The 18,433-nt window shown below is 71.5% G+C and carries 19 protein-coding genes; 8 read left to right on the forward strand and 11 right to left on the reverse strand.

What is annotated here, in order from left to right; all coding sequences use genetic code 11:
• Positions 1–150 precede the first annotated feature (150 nt).
• Complete coding sequence (locus ACFVS0_RS00985) at positions 151–1,164, reverse strand: aldo/keto reductase family protein (RefSeq protein WP_430586908.1); 1,014 nt, start codon at positions 1,162–1,164, stop codon at positions 151–153.
• Between the two features lie 55 nt (positions 1,165–1,219).
• Positions 1,220–1,834: a DUF3043 domain-containing protein gene (locus ACFVS0_RS00990; protein ID WP_430551041.1), complete on the reverse strand. Its 615-nt coding sequence runs from the start codon at positions 1,832–1,834 to the stop codon at positions 1,220–1,222.
• A 108-nt stretch (positions 1,835–1,942) separates the two neighbouring features.
• Here ACFVS0_RS00990 and ACFVS0_RS00995 point away from each other — a divergent pair, with 108 nt between their 5' ends.
• Together ACFVS0_RS00995 and ACFVS0_RS01000 are read left to right on the forward strand one after the other, a co-directional pair.
• On the forward strand, positions 1,943–3,310 hold the full coding sequence (locus tag ACFVS0_RS00995; RefSeq protein ID WP_430587126.1) for a dipeptidase: 1,368 nt from the start codon (positions 1,943–1,945) through the stop codon (positions 3,308–3,310).
• A 16-nt stretch (positions 3,311–3,326) separates the two neighbouring features.
• A complete protein-coding gene (locus ACFVS0_RS01000) occupies positions 3,327–4,127 on the forward strand; it encodes a hypothetical protein (RefSeq protein ID WP_430551042.1) in 801 nt (266 codons plus the stop codon).
• A 22-nt stretch (positions 4,128–4,149) separates the two neighbouring features.
• Here the strand turns inward: ACFVS0_RS01000 and ACFVS0_RS01005 are convergent, their stop codons facing one another.
• The 3 genes from ACFVS0_RS01005 to nadA form a co-directional block, all read right to left on the reverse strand.
• Positions 4,150–4,686: an acyl-CoA thioesterase gene (locus ACFVS0_RS01005; RefSeq protein ID WP_430587127.1), complete on the reverse strand. Its 537-nt coding sequence runs from the start codon at positions 4,684–4,686 to the stop codon at positions 4,150–4,152.
• 64 nt (positions 4,687–4,750) lie between these two features.
• Positions 4,751–5,362 carry a DJ-1/PfpI family protein gene (locus tag ACFVS0_RS01010; protein ID WP_430586909.1) on the reverse strand — a complete coding sequence of 204 codons (612 nt, stop codon included), beginning with the start codon at positions 5,360–5,362 and terminating at the stop codon, positions 4,751–4,753.
• 56 nt (positions 5,363–5,418) lie between these two features.
• Positions 5,419–6,660 carry a quinolinate synthase NadA gene (nadA, locus tag ACFVS0_RS01015; RefSeq protein ID WP_430587128.1) on the reverse strand — a complete coding sequence of 414 codons (1,242 nt, stop codon included), beginning with the start codon at positions 6,658–6,660 and terminating at the stop codon, positions 5,419–5,421.
• A gap of 116 nt (positions 6,661–6,776) precedes the next feature.
• Between nadA and ACFVS0_RS01020 the strand changes: the two genes are divergently transcribed.
• Positions 6,777–7,253, forward strand: coding sequence for a hypothetical protein (locus tag ACFVS0_RS01020; protein ID WP_430586910.1), 477 nt, complete (start codon positions 6,777–6,779; stop codon positions 7,251–7,253).
• Between the two features lie 127 nt (positions 7,254–7,380).
• A complete protein-coding gene (gene erpA, locus ACFVS0_RS01025; RefSeq protein ID WP_430551045.1) occupies positions 7,381–7,731 on the forward strand; it encodes an iron-sulfur cluster insertion protein ErpA in 351 nt (116 codons plus the stop codon).
• 129 nt (positions 7,732–7,860) lie between these two features.
• Here the strand turns inward: erpA and ACFVS0_RS01030 are convergent, their stop codons facing one another.
• Positions 7,861–8,223, reverse strand: a complete 363-nt coding sequence (locus ACFVS0_RS01030; protein WP_430586911.1) for a sulfurtransferase TusA family protein — start codon at positions 8,221–8,223, stop codon at positions 7,861–7,863.
• Positions 8,220–9,437 (reverse strand): cysteine desulfurase family protein, encoded by a 1,218-nt coding sequence (locus ACFVS0_RS01035; RefSeq protein ID WP_430586912.1) that lies wholly within the window; start codon positions 9,435–9,437, stop codon positions 8,220–8,222. Before ACFVS0_RS01035 ends, ACFVS0_RS01030 begins: the two co-directional genes overlap by 4 nt.
• 370 nt (positions 9,438–9,807) lie before the next feature.
• On the opposite strand from ACFVS0_RS01035, the gene coxB reads away from it, so the two are divergent.
• The 4 genes from coxB to ACFVS0_RS01055 all read left to right on the forward strand — a co-directional run bounded on the left by coxB (position 9,808) and on the right by ACFVS0_RS01055 (position 13,961).
• Entirely contained in the window at positions 9,808–10,731 is a 924-nt protein-coding gene (gene coxB / locus ACFVS0_RS01040) for a cytochrome c oxidase subunit II (protein WP_430551047.1), read from the forward strand.
• Positions 10,731–12,551, forward strand: a complete 1,821-nt coding sequence (gene ctaD / locus ACFVS0_RS01045; protein WP_430551048.1) for a cytochrome c oxidase subunit I — start codon at positions 10,731–10,733, stop codon at positions 12,549–12,551. Before coxB ends, ctaD begins: the two co-directional genes overlap by 1 nt.
• The gene (locus ACFVS0_RS01050) at positions 12,548–12,949 is read left to right on the forward strand and encodes a cytochrome c oxidase subunit 4 (RefSeq protein WP_430551049.1); all 402 of its coding nucleotides are present in this window, start codon (positions 12,548–12,550) and stop codon (positions 12,947–12,949) included. The genes ctaD and ACFVS0_RS01050 overlap by 4 nt, the downstream gene beginning before the upstream one ends.
• 181 nt (positions 12,950–13,130) lie before the next feature.
• Positions 13,131–13,961, forward strand: a complete 831-nt coding sequence (locus tag ACFVS0_RS01055) for an LppX_LprAFG lipoprotein (RefSeq protein WP_430586913.1) — start codon at positions 13,131–13,133, stop codon at positions 13,959–13,961.
• A 105-nt stretch (positions 13,962–14,066) separates the two neighbouring features.
• Here the strand turns inward: ACFVS0_RS01055 and ACFVS0_RS01060 are convergent, their stop codons facing one another.
• From ACFVS0_RS01060 to ACFVS0_RS01075, 4 genes are all read right to left on the reverse strand, one after another.
• Positions 14,067–14,693 (reverse strand): superoxide dismutase, encoded by a 627-nt coding sequence (locus ACFVS0_RS01060; protein ID WP_430586914.1) that lies wholly within the window; start codon positions 14,691–14,693, stop codon positions 14,067–14,069.
• 172 nt (positions 14,694–14,865) lie between these two features.
• The gene (locus tag ACFVS0_RS01065) at positions 14,866–16,569 is read right to left on the reverse strand and encodes a cytochrome bc complex cytochrome b subunit (protein ID WP_430551052.1); all 1,704 of its coding nucleotides are present in this window, start codon (positions 16,567–16,569) and stop codon (positions 14,866–14,868) included.
• A complete protein-coding gene (locus ACFVS0_RS01070; RefSeq protein ID WP_430551053.1) occupies positions 16,566–17,618 on the reverse strand; it encodes a Rieske 2Fe-2S domain-containing protein in 1,053 nt (350 codons plus the stop codon). Before ACFVS0_RS01070 ends, ACFVS0_RS01065 begins: the two co-directional genes overlap by 4 nt.
• Positions 17,615–18,394 (reverse strand): c-type cytochrome, encoded by a 780-nt coding sequence (locus tag ACFVS0_RS01075; protein ID WP_430551054.1) that lies wholly within the window; start codon positions 18,392–18,394, stop codon positions 17,615–17,617. Before ACFVS0_RS01075 ends, ACFVS0_RS01070 begins: the two co-directional genes overlap by 4 nt.
• Between the last annotated feature and the right edge of the window lie 39 nt (positions 18,395–18,433).

Genomic DNA, 18,433 nt, shown 5'->3' on the forward strand with positions numbered 1-18,433 from the left:
CAAACAACGGTGTTTGTGTGGCGCGGGGGGGGGAGGACAGGACGGGGAGGGAGAAGATGCCAACACCCGCCCTGGCATGTCGGGGGGGTCTCTCTCCCTCCCCAAACCCCCCCCCCCCGACGTCGGTCCCTCCCGGAACCGTCTTTACGGTCAGGCGACGCGGGTCTTCGGCGCGTTCTCGGCGGTCTTGGCCGGGTCGCGCACGACGACGTCGCCCAGGACGTCGTCGATCGTCGCCAGGAGCTCGGCGGGGATCGTCACGCCGGACGCCTTGACGTTCTCGGCGACCTGCTCGGGCCGGGACGCGCCGACGAGCGCCGCCGCGACGTTGTCGTTCTGGAGCACCCACGCGACGGCGAGCTGCGCCATCGACAGACCCAGCTCGTCGGCGACCGGGCGCAGGTTCTGCACGCGGGTGAGCACGTCGTCGTCGAGGAAGCGGCGGATGCTCGACGCGCCGCCCTTCTCGTCGGTCGCGCGCGACCCGGCGGGCAGCGGCTGGCCGGGGACGTACTTGCCGGACAGCACGCCCTGCGCCATCGGCGACCACACGATCTGCGACAGCCCGCACTCCTGCGAGGCGGGCACGACCTCGTCCTCGATGACCCGCCAGAGCATGGAGTACTGCGGCTGCGAGGAGATGAGCTGGAACCCCAGCTCCTTCGCCAGGGCCGCGCCGGCGCGGATCTGGTCCGCCGTCCACTCGGAGACGCCGATGTACAGGGCCTTGCCCTGGCGGACGATGTCGGCGAACGCCTGCATCGTCTCGGTGAGCGGCGTCTCGGTGTCGTAGCGGTGCGCCTGGTAGAGGTCGACGTAGTCCGTGCCGAGGCGCTTCAGCGAGCCGTTGATCGACTCCATGACGTGCTTGCGCGACAGACCCGTGTCGTTGGGGCCGCCCGGGCCCGTCGGCCAGTACACCTTGGTGAAGATCTCGAGCGACTCGCGTCGCTCGCCCGCGAGGGCGTCGCCGAGGACCTGCTCGGCCTTCGTGTTGGCGTACACGTCCGCGGTGTCGAACGTCGTGATGCCCGCGTCGAGCGCGGCGCGCACGCACTGCGTCGCGACGTCGTTCTCGACCTGCGAACCGTGGGTGAGCCAGTTGCCGTAGGTGATCTCGGAGATCTTCAGACCGCTGTTGCCGAGGTACCGGTATTTGACCATGCGTCCACCCTAGGGCGGGCGCACGGTCGCACCGGACGGTGCCGGCGGTGCCGGATCACTCCGGCCAGACGCCGTGCTTCTTCGACGACGGCTTGGGCAGGCGCGAGCGGCGGATCTGGAACGCGCGCATGACGGCGTACATCATCGTGCCCTTCGGCACCTCGCCGAACTTCAGCAGCAGCCGCTTGCGGAGCCCGCGCCACAGCAGGAACGCGTCGGCGATGGTGAGCAGCACGACGGCGTACAGCAGCATCAGCACGAGCGCCGACATGGTGACGTTCTGCATGAAGATGAAGTTCAGGACGATGAAGCCGAACGCGACGGGCAGGAAGAACTCGCCGAGGTTCCAGCGCGCGTCGACGTAGTCGCGCGCGTACCGCTTGAGCGGGCCCTTGTCGCGCGGCGGCAGGTGGCGCTCGTCGCCCGTCTGCATCGCCCGGTACTCGAGGTTGCGCTGCTCGCGCGCCTTCTCCCGTGCCGCCTTCGTCGCCGCCTTGCGGTCGTCGGGGACCAGCGGGCGCTTGTTGGCGGCCTCGGCCACGCTGCGCTTGGGCGTGGGGCGGCCCTTGCCGGAGGGGGCGCCGGCCTTCTCGATCTCGGCGGCCGCGTCGACGGGGTCGGTGGAGTCGGGGGACGACGGCGTCGCGTCGGGCTTGTTGCGGGAGAACACGCTCCCAGGGTAGTCGAGCGCGCGGGTAGCGTGAGCCGCGTGACCGACACCCCCCGCACCGCCCCTGCCGGCGTACCGACCGACCGGCCCGTCGACGACGCCACCACCCTGAGCGCGCACGTCGAGCGGCAGTTCCCCGCCCTCCAGGCCGACCTCGAGCGCCTCGTGCGCATCCCGAGCGTGTCCGCCGCCGCCTTCGACCAGGCGCACGTCGCGGCGAGCGCCGACGCCGTCGCCGCGCTGCTGCGCGACGCAGGGCTGCCCGACGTGCGGATCCTGCGCTCGGACCGCCCCGACGGGACCCCCGGGGCGCCCGCCGTCGTCGCCCGCCGTCCCGCGCCCGAGGGCGCCCCGACCGTGCTGCTGTACGCGCACCACGACGTCCAGCCCCCGGGCGACGCCGCCGCGTGGGCGACCGACCCGTTCGAGCCGGTCCAGGTGGGCGAGCGGCTGTACGGCCGCGGTGCCGCGGACGACAAGGCGGGGCTGGTCGCGCACGTCGGCGCGCTGCGCGCCCTGGCCGCCGTGGCGGAGGAGGGCGGCACGGACCTGCCCGTCGGGATCACGGTGTTCGTCGAGGGCGAGGAGGAGTCGGGGTCCCCGAGCTTCCGCCGGTTCCTCGCCGACCACCGCGAGCTGCTCGCGGCGGACGTCATCGTCGTCGCCGACTCCACGAACTGGAAGGTCGGCGTGCCCGCCCTCACCACGTCGCTGCGCGGCCTGGTCGACGGCGTGGTCGAGGTCGAGGTGCTCGGGCACGCGGTGCACTCCGGCATGTTCGGCGGGCCGGTGCTCGACGCGAACACCCTGCTCGCACGCCTGATCGCGACGCTGCACGACGACGCCGGCAACGTCGCGGTGGCGGGGCTGGTCGCCGCCGGCGAGCCGGAGGTCGACTACGACGAGGCGGCGTTCCGCGCCGACTCCTCGGTGCTCGACGGCGTGACGCTCGCGGGCGAGGGCACCATCGCGGGCCGGCTGTGGACCAAGCCGGCGCTCTCGGTGATCGGCATCGACGCCACGAGCGTGGCGCACGCGTCCAACACGATCGCGCCCCGCGCGGCCGCGAAGCTGTCGCTGCGCATCCCGCCGGGGCAGGAGCCGCAGGCGGCGGAGGACGCGCTGCGCGCCCACCTCGAGGCGCACGCGCCGTTCGGCGCGCGGGTCGCCTGGCGCTCGGGCGAGCAGGGGCGGGCGTTCCACGCCGCGGAGGACTCGGCCGCGATGCGCGCCGCGCGCTCGGCGTTCGCGGCGGCCTGGGGCACGGACCCGGTGGACATCGGCGTCGGCGGGTCCATCCCGTTCATCGCCGACCTGCTCGAGTTCTTCCCCGAGGCCGCCGTGCTCGTCACCGGCGTCGAGGACCCGGACTCCCGCGCGCACGGCGCCGACGAGTCGGTGCACCTGGGCGAGCTGCGCAAGGTCGTGCTCGCCGAGGCGCTGCTCCTGCGCCGCGTCGCCGAGCTCGAGGGATGAGGGAGGGGGCGACGTGATGTCGCAGCAGCTCGAGGGTGCGGTCGCCGGGGCTCGGATGGTGCCGATGCTGCCCTGCGGCGGCACGGAGGAGGACCTCGACGCGATGGTGGCCTTCTGGACCGCGCTCGGTCTCGAGGTCACCTACCGCCAGCAGCGCCCCAACCCGTACGTGGCGTTCGGGCGCGGCGGGTTCGACGTCCACTATTACGGGATGCCCGACTGGGACCCGGAGCAGAGCCACTCGACCTGCGCGCTCGTCGTCCCGGACACCGAGCCGGTCTACGAGGTGTTCGCGGCGGGGCTGCGGAACCTGTTCGGGCGCCTGCCCGTGTCGGGCGCTCCGCGGATCACCCGTCCGCGGAAGCGGGCGAACAACGCGGGGCTCAGCGGGTTCAGCCTCGTGGACCCGGCGGGGAACTGGGTGCGGGTCTCCCGCGCACCCGACGCGCCGGTCGTCGCGGGCGAGGGGGGCACGACGTCCTGGACGACCGAAGGCGGCGGGCCGCTGGCGCGCGCCCTGGAGAACGCCGTCGTCGTCGCGGACTCGCACGGGGACGTCGGCCAGGCGCGGAAGATCCTGGGTGGCGCCGTCCGTCGTGCTCGGGCGGCGGGGGCCGCCCCGGCCGCGGGCGAGCTCGCGCCGGCGCTCGCCTACCTCGCCGAGCTCGCCGTGCGCGCCGGAGACCCCGCCGCGGCGGGCGAGCTCGTCGCCGAGCTCGAGACGCTCGCCGAGGCCTCCGGCCGCGACGCGGAGGGGGACGCCGTCCGGAGCGCGCTGTCCGAGGCGCGGGCGCTCCGCGACGCCGGGCCCGCCTGAGCCGGCCCGATCCCGGCCCGGGTCAGGCCTCCGACCGGTCCCGGTGCGCGACGTCGAGCGCCCGCGCCCAGGCGGCGACGTCGTCGGGGAGGTCCGGGCTCTGCACGGGCGCCTCCGGCCCCATGAGCGCCACGACGTCGGGCGCGGGGACGCGGGAGCTTCCCGGGCCGAGGAACCGGCCGGCCACGTAGCCGCGGCCGTAGCGCTGCCCCCGGCACGTGAAGACCTGCTCGATGTAGATCACGCGCTCGTCCCAGCCGAGGACGCGCGTGCTGATCTCGAACCGGTCGCCGAGCTTGAGCGAGCGCTTGTAGGTCATGGTCGACGCCGCGACCACCGGGTACCACTTGCGGTCGCCGATCTTGGCGAAGCCGTCGAGGTCGGCGATGAAGTTGGACCGCGCCACGTCCATCATCTGCAGGTACGAGCCGTTGTTGACGTGCAGGTACAGGTCGAGGTCGCCGGGGTGCACGCGCATGCGCGTCACGGACGGGTCGAGCAGGCCCTGGCCCGGCACCGGCTTGCGGGGGCGCAGGGAGGCCCAGGTGAGCTGGATCATTCGAGTCACCTGCGCAGGTTATATCGGCGACCGCCGGTATCAGATACCTGGGGCTCGTCGTCGGTCAGACCGGGGGAGCGGGGTCGTACTGGATGCCCCGGCGCACCGCGCGCGCGACCTCGGTCGACTCGAGCCGCGCCACCAGGTGCAGGGCCATGTCGATCCCCGCCGAGACGCCGGCGGCGGTCACGACGTCCCCGTCGTCGACGAACCGCGCCTCGGTGTCCACGACGACGCTCGGGTCGATCTCGGCCAGCTCGTCGTAGTGGTCGCGGTGCGTGGTCGCCGGCCGTCCGGCCAGCAGCCCCGCCGCCGCGAGCACCAGGGCTCCGGTGCACACGCTCGCAAGGACCGGCGTCTGCACGCGCACCTGCCGCAACCACTCCAGGTGCGTCGGGTCGGCGATCATCGCGCGAGTGCCCCAGCCGCCCGGGTAGACGAGCACGTGCAGCGGGCCGACGTCGTCCGCGGAGTGCGCGGGCACGAGCCGCAGGCCCTTGGCCAGGCGCACGCCGTCGCCGTCGCGGGAGAAGGTGCTCACGTGCGGCTTCGGGCCCGACTCGGTGCTCGAGTGCTGCTCCCAGGCTGCGAGCACCTCGAACGGCCCGACGACGTCGAGCTCCTCCGCGTCGTCGAACACGAAGATGCCGATGTGGAGCCCGCCGTCGGTGCTCATGTCTTCTCCTGCGTCGTCAGGGCCGTCGCCGGCCCCTGGTCAGATCCTGCTCACGGTCAGATGCCGGGCAGCGCCAGCATCTGGTCGAGCGCCACCCGGGCCCAGTGGGCGTCGTCGGCGTCGACCACGATCCGGTTGACCATCCGCCCCTCGACCAGCGACTCCAACGCCCACACCAGGTGCGGCAGGTCGATGCGGTTCATGGTCGAGCAGAAGCACACGGTCGAGTCGAGGTAGTGCACCTGCTTGTCCGGGTGCGCCTTGGCGAGGCGGCGCACCAGGTTGAGCTCGGTGCCGATCGCCCACCTGCTGCCGGGCTCGGCAGCGTCGAGGGCCTTGATGATGAACTCGGTGGACCCCACCTCGTCCGCCGCGGTGATCACCTCGTGCTTGCACTCCGGGTGAGCGATCACCGTGACCCCGGGCACCTTCGCCCGGACGTCCTCGACGTTGCGCGCCGAGAACCGCCCGTGCACCGAGCAGTGCCCCCGCCACAGGATCATGCGCGCGTCGCGCAGCTGCTGCTCGGTGAGACCGCCCAGCGGCTTGCGCGGGTCGTAGACCACGCAGTCGTCCAGGCTCAGGCCGAGCTGGAGGACAGCGGTGTTGCGGCCCAGGTGCTGGTCCGGCAGGAACAGCACCTTGCCGGTGCCCTCCACGCCACCCACCCGGTCGAACGCCCAGCGCAGCGCGACCTGCGCGTTCGACGACGTGCACACGGTGCCCCCGTGCCGGCCGGTGAAGGCCTTGATGGCGGCGGAGGAGTTCATGTAGGTCACGGGCACGGTGTCGCCGGCGATGCCGACGTCCTGCAGCACCGCCCACGCCTCCTCGACCTGGCCGATCTCGGCCATGTCGGCCATGGAGCAGCCGGCGGCGAGGTCGGGCAGCACGACCTGCTGCGCGTCCGACGTGAGGATGTCCGCGCTCTCGGCCATGAAGTGCACGCCGCAGAACAGCACGAACTCGGCCTCGGGACGGGCAGCCGCCTCGCGCGCGAGCTTGAAGGAGTCGCCGGTGACGTCGGCGAAGTCGATGACCTCGTCGCGCTGGTAGTGGTGCCCGAGCACGAACGCGCGCTCGCCCAGGGCGGCCCGCGCGGCGCGGGCGCGCTCCACCAGGTCCGGGTCCGACGGCGACGGCAGCGCCCCGGTGCACTCGACGCCACGCTCCGAGGCGAGGTCGCGGCCCTGGCCGAGGAGCAGCAGCGCGGAGGGTGCGGGCTCGGCGAAGCCGGTCGTGGTGCCGGTCGTGGCGCCGGTCGTGGTGCCGGTCGAGGTGCCCGCGGTGTCGTTCAGCAGGGTGGTCACCCGCCTATGTTTCCACAGGGCCTGCGTGCGGCACGCCGCGCGTCCGTCCCCACGGCACGCCCCCGGGGCGTCCGAGCCTCGGCTCGGTGTGCCACGATCGCGGCATGCAGGTGCTGCTCTGCGTCGGCGAGGACGCCGGCCCCCTGGCCCCCGCGCTCGCGACGGCGTGGCGGGAGGCCGCGCCGTCGTGCGCCGTGACCACCGTCGTCCTGCCCGACCCCGCGCCGCCGGGGGAGGCCCACCCGTCGTCCGTCGGGGTGTTCGTCCCCCTCGACGCCCTCGGGCTGGCGAGCGTCTCCGGACCGGAGGACGGTGCGCTCGCCGCCCCGGCGGCGACGTCCGACCTCGTCGTCGTGCACGTCCCCGTGCTGGACGGCACGACCCTGCGCGAGGGGCGCGTCCCCGCCGCCGTGGCGGCCGCCGCCCCGCACGCCGTGCCGGTCGTGGTGCTGGCCGGCCGCAGCGAGGTCTCGCGCCGGGAGTGGTCCGGGGCCGGCGTGAGCGGCGTGCACGAGACCGGGGACGACGTGGTCGCGGCGACCGCGCGCGTGGCGCGGACCTGGGCGCCTTCCTGGGCCTGACCGGTCGGGCGGTGCCGTCCGGGCCCGACGGCACCGCCGCGCCGCGCCTGTGACTCGCGTCATCGCGCCCACGGAATTCGCGCGTAGGATCGGGAACAGCTCTACCGGCCCGCCTGTTGGAGGAAGCATGACCGACACCACCGAGATCGCCACGCACGGCGTGGACCTGTCCGACGTCGCCGCCGACAAGGTTCGCAGCCTCCTCGAGCAGGAGGGCCGCGACGACCTGCGTCTGCGTGTGGCCGTCCAGCCCGGCGGCTGTTCCGGCCTGATCTACCAGCTCTACTTCGACGAGCGCATCCTCGACGGCGACGCGCTGCGTGACTTCGACGGCGTCGAGGTCGTCGTGGACCGCATGAGCGTGCCCTACCTCGAGGGCGCGAAGATCGACTTCGCGGACACCATCGAGAAGCAGGGCTTCACGATCGACAACCCGAACGCCGGCAGCTCCTGCGCCTGCGGCGGTTCCTTCAGCTGAACCGCTGAGCGACTCCGACGGCCCGGCCACCCCCACGGGGCGGCCGGGCCGTCGTCGTTGCGGGGCGGTGTCGTTTGCGGGGCGGTGTCGTCGCGGGCCAGTGTCGCCGTGGATCAGTGTCGTCGCGGATCAGGAGGCGGCGCCCAGACGCACGGTGATCGACCACGTCGTCGGAGCGGTCCCGCCGGCCACGCCGCCGTCCTCGTCGCCGCCCCGGTCGTCGGGCTCCTCCGCGGCTCCGGTCTCGGCCTCGGTCCCGGTCGTGGTCTCGCCGACCGTCGCGTGCCCGCGCATCCGGGCCCAGGCGGGCACGTCGAGACGGGCCGCCGGGTCGGTCGACAGCACGGTCACGAGCGTCCCGGCGGGCAGGTCGCGGGCCGCCGCGGCGAGCCGGATCACCGGGAGCGGGCAGCGCAGGCCGCGGGCGTCGACCACCACGGCGTCCGCCCCTGCGCCGATCTCTGCGCCAGACCCTGCGCCGTCGGTGCTCACAGCCCGGCCACCCCGAGCACGTCGCGCACCCGCCGGACGGCGCCCGGCAGGACCGCGAGGAAGCGGTCGACGTCGTCCTCGGTGGTCGACCGGTCGAGGGCGATCCGCACGTTGCCGTGCGTGAGCACCCCCATCGCCGCGAGCACGTGCGACGGCTCCAGGGTGCTGGCCGTGCAGGCCGAGCCGGAGCCGACCGCGAACCCGGCCCGGTCCAGCTCGGTCACGAGGGCCTCGCCGTCCACGTACAGGCAGGAGAACGTCACGACGTGGGGGAGCCGGTCGTCCGGGGCGCCCACCACCTCGACGTCGGGAACGGCGGCGGCCGCCGCCCGCACGCGCGCCGTGAGGAGCCGGCGCCGCTCGTCCTGGGCGGCGCGGTCGGCCGTCGTCGCCTGGAGGGCCACGGCGGCGGCGAACGCGGCGGGCACGCTCACCCCGCCGGGCGCCCAGGGGTCGGCGTCCTCCGGCCCGGGCGGGACGGCACGCACGCGCTGGCGCACGGCGAGCACGCCGACCCCGGCGGGCCCGCCCCAGTCGGCCGGGTGGGCGGCGAGGAGGTCCCAGGAGTCGGGGACGACGTCGTGACCCAGCGACGCGCCCGCGTCCACGAGCAGCGGCACCCCCGCCGCCCGCGCGGCGTCGTGCACGACGGCCAGCGGCTGTCGCGTGCCCACCTCTCCGTTGGCGTGCTGGAGCGCGGCGAGCGCGACGCCGGGTCGCGCGACCCGCTCCGCGAAGGTGGCCGCGTCGACGCGGCCGTGGCGGTCGACGTCCACCACGACGCGCTCGCCCTCCTGGGCCCCTGCGGCCGCCGCCGCCGCGTGCAGCACCGCCGCGCGCTCGGTGGCGCCCACGACGACGTCCCCACCCGCGCGCCGCCGGGCCTGCGCGGTGCCCAGCAGGGCGTCGCGGAGGGCGGACGCGTGGCTGGCGGTGAAGCGCACCTCCTCCGTGCGCGCGCCGAGGACGGCGGCGACGGCCTCTCGTGCGCCGTCGAGCAGCCGCGCCGCGCGGCGTCCCTCGGTGTGCAGCCGGTGCGGGTCGGCCCAGCCGTCCTCGAGCGCCTGCAGCAGGGCCTGCCGCGCGAGCGGGTGCAGCGGGGCGCCCCCGCCGTTGTCCAGGTGCACCCGTGAGCCGGCGGTCGCCGCCTGGGACGTCGGGGTGGACGGCGCCGAGGGGGAGTGGTTCCCGGTCGGGTCGGTGGTGTCGGTCACAGGCGTGCTCCGTGGGGGCTGACGTGCGTCCCGACACCGTCGGCGGGCGGGTCGGGCGGGCGCCCGAAGCGCGCCCGGGGCACGATCGTGCCATCTTCGGGGTCTCGAGGTCCGGTCGGTCGGGGTCCGGGAGCGCTCCGAGGATCTGACACTCCTGAGGATCGATCTGACACTCTCCAGGGGTCTGTGTGCAAGAAGGAGATGTGGACGTCCCGTGCGGAAAGAGTCACGCCCCGAGGGGGCTTTTGCGGCGTCGAACCTGCTCCGGGCGCGCTAGGCTGCACTTCATCGAGGACGAAGGTCCTGTCCGCGTGCCTGTTGCCCAGAGGGGCCGTGGCGGTCGGGCAGGACGTGACGTGAAAGGCCTCCCTTGCACTCGAAGAGCCCCACCCGCACCCGGCGGGTCATCCTGCGCGCGACGGCTATCGCCGGCGCCGTCGCCGTGTTGGCCTCCGGTTGTGCCAGCGACTCCGTCAAGCGCGGATACCTGCCCGGCTACAGCGACGGGGAGGTGACCAACCAGACCGAGCGAATCACCAACCTCTGGGTCGGCTCCTGGATCGCGGCGCTGATCGTCGGTGTGATCACGTGGGGCCTGATGCTGTGGTGCGTCGCGGCGTACCGCAAGCGTCGGGACGACCACCAGCTCCCGATCCAGACGCGCTACCACATGCCGCTCGAGATCATGTACACGGCCGTGCCGACGATCATGATCCTCGTCCTGTTCTTCTACACGGACCGCGACATGTCGGCGGTGCAGGACACCAGCGCCGAGCCGGACGTGAACATCCAGGTCATCGGCAAGCAGTGGAGCTGGGACTTCAACTACCTCGACGACGACGTCTACGACTCCGGGCAGCACCTGCTCGACGTCGGCGGCCAGACGCTCGACGACGAGGTGGACGGCGCCCCGGGCACGTCGAAGGACGTCCCGACGCTGTACCTCCCGGTCGACCAGACGGTCGAGTTCACCCTGGACTCGCGCGACGTCATCCACTCCTTCTGGATCCCCGCCTTCCTGTACAAGCAGGACATGATCCCGGGCCGGACGAACACCTTCCAGGTCACCCCGACCCGTGAGGGCACGTACGCCGGCAAGTGCGCCGAGCTCTGCGGCGAGTTCCACTCCGGGATGCTCTTCAACGTCAAGGTCGTGTCGCAGGCGGAGTACGACGCCCACATGGCCGACCTCGAGGCCGCGGGCCAGACCGGCGAGCTCGGGCTCGACCTGAACCGCCAGCAGCACGACGCGAACTTCCCGCAGGAAGACACCCTCCCGGAGGTCGAGAACTGATGGCGGCCACGACTGCCCCCGCGCACGACGTCGAGGTCATCCCCGGTCTCGCGCCGAAGCGCCAGAACCTCGGTCGCACCGTGGTCAAGTGGATCACCTCCACCGACCACAAGACGATCGGCTACCTGTACCTCATCACGTCGTTCATCTGGTTCGCCGTGGGTGGCATCCTCGCCCTGCTGATCCGCGCCGAGCTGTTCATGCCCGGCCTGCAGGTCGTGCAGAGCAAGGAGCAGTACAACCAGCTCTTCACGATGCACGGCACGATCATGCTGCTGCTGTTCGCGACGCCGTTGTTCGCGGGCTTCGCCAACGTGATCATGCCGCTGCAGATCGGTGCGCCCGACGTCGCGTTCCCGCGGCTCAACATGTTCGCGTACTGGCTGTTCCTCTTCGGCGGCCTCATCGCTGGGGCGGGCTTCTTCACCCCGCAGGGCGCCGCGTCGTTCGGCTGGTTCGCCTATGCGCCGTTGTCGAACACCACGTTCAGTCCAGGGCTAGGCGGAGACCTCTGGGTGTTCGGGCTCGCGCTGGCGGGCTTCGGCACGATCCTCGGTGCCGTCAACTTCATCACCACGATCATCACGATGCGCGCGCCGGGCATGACCATGTTCCGGATGCCGATCTTCACGTGGAACACGCTCGTCACGAGCCTGCTCGTGCTGATGGCCTTCCCGCCGCTGGCCTCTGCGCTGTTCGCGCTGGGCGCCGACCGTCGCCTCGGTGCGCAGGTCTTCAACCCCGAGAACGGCGGGGCGATCCTCTGGCAGCACCTGTTCTGGTTCTTCGGCCACCCCGAGGTCTACATCATCGCGCTGCCGTTCTTCGGCATCGTGTCGGAGATCTTCCCGGTCTTCAGCCGCAAGCCGATCTTCGGCTACAAGGGCCTGATCTACGCGACGATCGCGATCGCGGCGCTGTCCGTGACGGTGTGGGCCCACCACATGTACGTCACCGGCGCGGTGCTCCTGCCCTTCTTCGCCTTCATGACGATGCTGATCGCCATCCCGACCGGCGTGAAGTTCTTCAACTGGATCGGCACGATGTGGCGCGGGAAACTCACGTTCGAGACACCCATGCTGTGGTCGATCGGCTTCCTCGTGACCTTCCTCTTCGGCGGTCTGACGGGCATCATCCTGTCGAGCCCCGCCCTGGACTTCCACCTGTCCGACTCGTACTTCGTGGTGGCGCACTTCCACTACGTGGTCTTCGGCACCGTGGTCTTCGCGATGTTCGCCGGCTTCTACTTCTGGTGGCCGAAGTTCACGGGCCGGATGCTCAACGAGCGGCTCGGCAAGGTCCACTTCTGGCTGCTGTTCGTCGGCTTCCACATGACCTTCCTCATCCAGCACTGGCTGGGTGTCGAGGGCATGGCCCGCCGCTACGCGGACTACATGCCCGAGGAGGGCTTCACCTGGGAGAACCAGGTGTCGACCATCGGCGCGTTCATCCTGGCCGCCTCGACCCTCCCGTTCCTGTGGAACGTGTACACGACCTGGCGCAACGCGCCGAAGGTCACCGTCGACGACCCGTGGGGCTACGGCCGCTCGCTCGAGTGGGCCACCAGCTGCCCGCCGCCGCGGCACAACTTCACCTCGCTGCCGCGCATCCGCTCGGAGTCGCCGGCCTTCGACCTGCACCACCCCGAGGTCGCGGCGATGGAGCAGGCGCCGGGCCACGGCCCGCTCAACCAGGTCTTCGGTGACCCGGAGCGCCGGGGGCACCAGCAGCTCGTCGAGGAGCGACGCGACAGCGCGCAGTCGTCGGCCGCACAGTCGACCACCACCGTGATCGACGACGAGGAGGAGAACCGCAAGTGAAGATCGAGATCAAGCTCTTCCTGTTCCTCGCCCCGTTCTTCGTCCTGGTCGGCGTGATCTACGGGTTGGTCACGCACTTCCAGGAGCCGGTCGGCTACCTCGGCATCCCCCTCGTAGGGGCGCTCGTCGCCATGGTGGGCGCCTACCTGGCGCTCACCGCGCGTCGCATCGACCCTCGCCCGGAGGACGACGAGGAGGGCGAGATCGAACAGGGCGCCGGCGACCAGGGCGTGTACTCGCCGTGGAGCTGGTGGCCGCTGGTCATCGCCGCTGCCGCCGCGGTCGCGTTCCTCGGGCTCGCCGTGGGCTGGTGGGTGCTGTACATCGGCTTCATCCTCGGGGTCATCGGGCTCGTCGGGTGGGTGTTCGAGTTCAGCCGCGGACAGCACGCCCACTGACGCTCCTGCTCTGACGAGAGCCCCTCACGCGACTCGCGTGAGGGGCTCTTCGCCGTTCCAGAGGGAGGCGACGTCGCGGGACACGGATCGGCAACGATCGGCGTCCGCGCGGTCCGACCCGCCCATGGGAGGACGGTCCCGTGATGCAATGAAGTCTCACGTTTCCCCGAGAAGGAGCAGCATGCGCGTCCCCCAGAAGACCGTGGCCCTGGCGTCGGCAGGCATGGTCGCCCTCGCCCTGAGCGCCTGCGGGGGCGCGTCCCCGGCACCCGCCGGGGGCGAGCAGGCCGCCCAGGAGCAGGCGGCGGAGATCGCGACGGTCTCGACGATGACGGACCTGGCCGGGAAGATGAAGGCCGCGCAGGGAGAGGCCTCGACTGCGCACATGGAGCTGACCTACTCGGGGGAGCTTGCCGAGTCGGCCGGGATGACCGAGAGCACCACGACGGCCGACGTCGCCTACGGCCCGACGTTCGAGGAGACGACCCTGCAGATGACCATGGCGGTCATGGGCATGGACATGGACATCGTGCTGCTCGACGGCACGATCTACCTGTCCATGGGCGAGATGACGCAGGGCAAGTACCTGTCGATGACCGCCGAGGACATGGCGGACGACCCTGCCCTGGCCGGCACGATCGACTCGATGGAGTCCATGGACGCCGCCTCGCAGGCGGAGGCGATGGCCGACGCCGTCACCTCGTTCGAGCACACCGGCTCCGAGACCGTCGACGGCGTCGAGACCGAGGTCTACACGGCCACGATCGACCCGTCCAAGGTGAAGGACGGCACGGCGGGCATCGATGCGTCGACCGCGGACCAGCTCGGCGAGATCTCCGCGGTGTACAAGGTGGACCCGAAGGGGCTGCCCGTGGAGGCCGACATCACGATGGAGGTCGAGGGCCAGGAGATGGTCGTCGAGTCGACGTTCAGCAAGTGGGGCGAGCCGATCGACGTCCAGGCGCCCGCCGACGAGGACGTGATCCCGTACTCGGAGTTCGGCCAGAACTGATCCCGAGGCTGCCGCGCAGCTCGGAGAGGACGACGAAGGGCCCCGCACGCGGATGCGTGCGGGGCCCTCGCGCGTGCTTGCGCCGCCCTGTGCGGGCTGAGCGGGTCAGGCGGGGACGATGAGCCCGGCGGTCTGGGTGCGGGCGCGCTGGAGGCGCGCGGCGACGTCCTGCCAGTTGGCGATGTTCCAGACGGCCTTGACGTAGTCGGCCTTGACGTTGAGGTAGTCCAGGTAGAAGGCGTGCTCCCACATGTCCAGCATGAACAGCGGGGTGATGCCGACGGGGACGTTGGCCTGCTGGTCGAAGAGCTGGAAGATCGCGAGGCGCTGGCCGATGGAGTCCCAGCCGAACACGGCCCAGCCGGAGCCCTGGATGCCGGTGGCGACGGCGGCGAACTGGGCCTGGAACTTCTCGAACGAGCCGAAGGCGTCCTTGACGGCCTCGGCGAGCTCGCCCTCGGGCTGGCCGCCGCCCTCGGGGGAGAGGTTGTTCCAGAAGACGGTGTGGTTGGTGTGGCCGCCGAGGTTGAACGCGAGGTTCTTCTCGTGCAGGTTCACCGCGGCGTTGTCGCCGGACTCGCGGGCCTCGGCGAGCTTCTCCAGGGCGGTGTTGGCGCCGGTGACGTAGGCGGCGTGGTGCTTGTCGTGGTGCAGCTCCATGATCTTGCCGCTGATGTGCGGCTCGAGGGCGCTGTAGTCGTAGGGCAGGTCAGGGAGCGTGTAGACAGCCATGCTGAGTTACCTCCGGTTGCGTGCCGCACGTCGTGCCCGGCGTGCGATGGGGGACGTCGTCGACGACCGGTCTCCGACCGAACTCATCGGCCGGGGACGACGACGGCCCGCGCACCCCGCCCGACGAGTCGGGGGAGGGGAGCGCGGGCCACCGTTCCAGCCTGCAGGAGACTCAGTGCTCCCGCTCGACGTTGCCAGACCCCGAGACCAGCTCGGGGGTGTCGTGGGCGGGCTCGAGCTCGTCGTGCTCGCCGTGGGCGTGCGCCGCGGCCAGCTCGGCCGGAGTCACGGGCTCCACCCGGTCCTCGTAGAAGAACTGCGACAGCTTCTGCCAGCGCTTGTCCTTCTTGTAGCCCTTGCGCTTGACGCCGCGGGCGTCGGTCGCGGGCTCGACCTCCAGGGGTCGGTGCGCCTCGTAATTGACGCGCAGCCAGCGCTCCTGCTCGTCGAGCGGGCGGTGGACCTCGATGTACTCGCCGTTGGCGAACCGCACGATGCGGCCGGTCTCGTGACCGTGCAGCACCAGCTCGCGGTCCTTGCGCTGCAGGCCCAGGCAGATCCGCTTCGTGACCCAGAACGCGAAGACCGGGCCGACGAAGAACAGGATCCGGAAGACCCAGGTGATCGTGTTGATCGACAGGGCGAAGTGTGTCGCGATGAGGTCGTTCGACCCGGCCAGCGCCAGGATGACGAACGCCGTCAGGAACGCGACGCCGAGGCCCGTGCGGGCCGGGACGTTGCGCGGGCGGTCGAGCACGTGGTGCTCGCGGTGGTCGCCGGTCACCTTCGCCTCGACGAACGGGTACACGAAGAGGAACGTGAACAGCAGGCCCGGGATGATGACCGCCGGCACGAGGATGTTCAGCGACAGCGTGAAGTCGCCCCACGTGACGATCTCGGCCTGGCCCGGCATGAGGCGCAGCGATCCCTCGAGGAACAGCATGTACCAGTCCGGCTGGGCTCCCGCTGACACCGGTGACGGGTCGTACGGGCCGTAGTTCCAGACGTTGTTGATCGCCATCGTGCCGCCCATGAGGGCCAGCACGCCGAAGATGATGAAGAAGTTGCCGCCCATCTTCGTGGCGAACGCCGGGACCGCGGGGTAGCCGACGACGTTCTTGTCGGTGCGGCCACCGCCCGGGTACTGGGTGTGCTTGTTCAGCACCATGAGGAACAGGTGCACGCCGACCAGCGCCAGGATGAGCGCGGGCACGAGCAGGATGTGCACCGTGAACAGGCGCGGGATGATGTGCTCGCCCGGGAACTCGCCGCCGAAGACGAACCAGGAGAGGTACGACCCGATGATCGGGATCGACTTGATGACGCCGTCGGTGATGCGCAGGCCGTTGCCGGAGAGCACGTCGTCCGGGAGCGAGTAGCCCGAGAAGCCGGCGAGGAGGCTGAGGATCAGCAGCATCGTGCCGACCAGCCAGTTGAGCTCGCGGGGCTTGCGGAAGGCGCCGGTGAAGAAGACGCGCATCATGTGCACCACGATGCCGGCGACGAAGATCAGCGCCGACCAGTGGTGGATCTGCCGCATGAGCAGGCCGCCGCGCACCTCGAACGACATGTTGAGCGTCGACGAGAAGGCCGTGGACATGAGCTGGCCGTCCATCGTCGCCGGAGCGCCGTGGTGCGTGACGAGCGCCATCGACGGGTCGAAGAACATCGCCAGGAACACGCCGGAGATGAGCAGCACGACGAACGAGAACAGCGCGATCTCGCCGAGCATGAAGGACCAGTGGTCCGGGAAGACCTTGCGGACGAGCTGCTTCGCGAGCACGCCGACCTTGGTCCGCTGGTCGAGGTAGTCGGCGGACTTGCCGATCACGGTCGTCGGCTCCGCTGTGGCGGGGGGAGTGGTCGTGGTGCTCACTTCAGGCGCTCCCAGTAGCTCGGGCCGATGGGCTCGTTGAAGTCGTCCTCAGCCACAAGATACCCCTCGTCGTCGACGGTGATGGGCAGCTGGGGCAGCGGGCGCTTGGCCGGTCCGAAGACCACCTTGCAACCGTCCGCGATGTCGAACGTCGACTGGTGGCACGGGCACAGCAGGTGGTGCGTCTGCTGCTCGTAGAGGGCGACCGGGCACCCGACGTGGGTGCAGATCTTCGAGTACGCGACGATGCCGTCGTAGGAGGCGCCCTCGCGGTGGTCGCGCTTGAGGTCGCGGGGGTCCATGCGCACGAGGAGCACGACCGCCTTCGACTTCTCCGTGATCCACTCGTGCGACTCGCGCTCCTCGGCGGGCACGTCGGGGATGACGTGCGCGACGGAGCCGACCGTGAGGTCCGAGGCCTTGATCGGGCGCCCGGAGGGGTCGTACGCGAGGCGGACGCCCTTCTTCCAGATCGTGTGGCGGAACGAGGCGACGTTCCACGTGCCACCGACGCTCGACACGAGCGGCACGGCGATGGTCAGCGGGAAGAGGGCGAGCGCGGAGACGACCGCGCCCTTGAGGACGGGGCGGCGGGCGATGCCGGAGTCCTCGAGACCGTCCTTGAACTGCTGCTGGACGACCTCGCGCACGTCCTCCGAGCTGCTGCTCGAGTGGCGCTCCTCGACGTACTCCTTGCCCGACATCAGGGTCTTGGCCCAGTGCACGGCCGCGAAGCCGATGCCGAAGAGGGAGATCGCGATCGCGACGCCGAGCAGCACCGTCGAGAGGCGCACGCCGGGCGTGGTGCCGTCCGGCCGGACGGCGAAGTAGGCCACGATCGAGCCGATCGTGCCGAGGCACGACACGGCGAAGAGGATCGCGATGATCCGCTCGTTGCGCTTGGCGGCCTTGGGGTCGGTGTCCGTCAGGCGGGGGTGGTGCGCAGGGACGCCCGGGTCCGCGAAACGGTCGGTCCGGGCGACCGTGCCGTCGCCGTCGTGCCGGGCCACGTCGCGCGACGGGCCCTGGGGGTTCTGGTTCTCGCTCACGAGGACTTCGCTCCGATCCACACCGCGCCGCCGATGATCAGGCCGATGCCGATGATCCAGGCCCAGAGGCCCTCGCTGACCGGGCCGAGCGAGCCCAGGGTGAGGCCACCGGCCGAGCCCTGGTCCTGCTCGTCGAGGAAAGCGATGATGTCGCGCTTCTCGTCAGGGGTGATGTTGGCGTCGTTGAACACCGGCATCGACTGCGGGCCGGTGAGCATGGCCTGGTACACGTTGCGGCCGGAGGTGTCCCACAGCGGCGGCGCGAACTTGCCCTCCGAGAGGGCGCCACCGGCGCCCACGGCGTTGTGGCACATCGCGCAGTTGGTGCGGAACAGCGCCATGCCGTTGGCGGCGTCGCCCTTGCTCCCGTCCACCTGCTCGTCGGTGGGGATGGCCGGGCCGGCGCCGAGGGACGCGACGTACGCGGCGAGCGCGGCGGTCTGCTCCTCGTCCATCTGCCGGGGCTTGGCCTCGGCCTGGGGGCCGTTCATCTGCATCGGCATCCGGCCGGTGGAGACCTGGAAGTCGACCGCGGCCGCGCCGACGCCGACGAGCGAGGGCGCCTCGGTGGTGCCCTCCGCGTTCGGGCCGTGGCAGGTGGCGCAGTTGGCCTGGAAGAGCTTCTTCCCGGTCTCGATGTCCGCGGTGCTGGCGGTGTCGGCCTGGGCCGGGCTCGGGGCCAGGGCGGCGTAGACGCCGCCCGTGACCAGCAGCGCCAGCAGCAACAGCACGACCGGCGCGAACCGGTGGTGCCTGCGGGCGGCGAGTGCCTTCACGAAATGATCCTCGTCTCGCAGATCGAAGGTGCAGGGTCA

The organism is Isoptericola sp. NPDC058082 (assembly GCF_042885055.1).
Taxonomy (GTDB): Bacteria; Actinomycetota; Actinomycetes; order Actinomycetales; family Cellulomonadaceae; genus Isoptericola.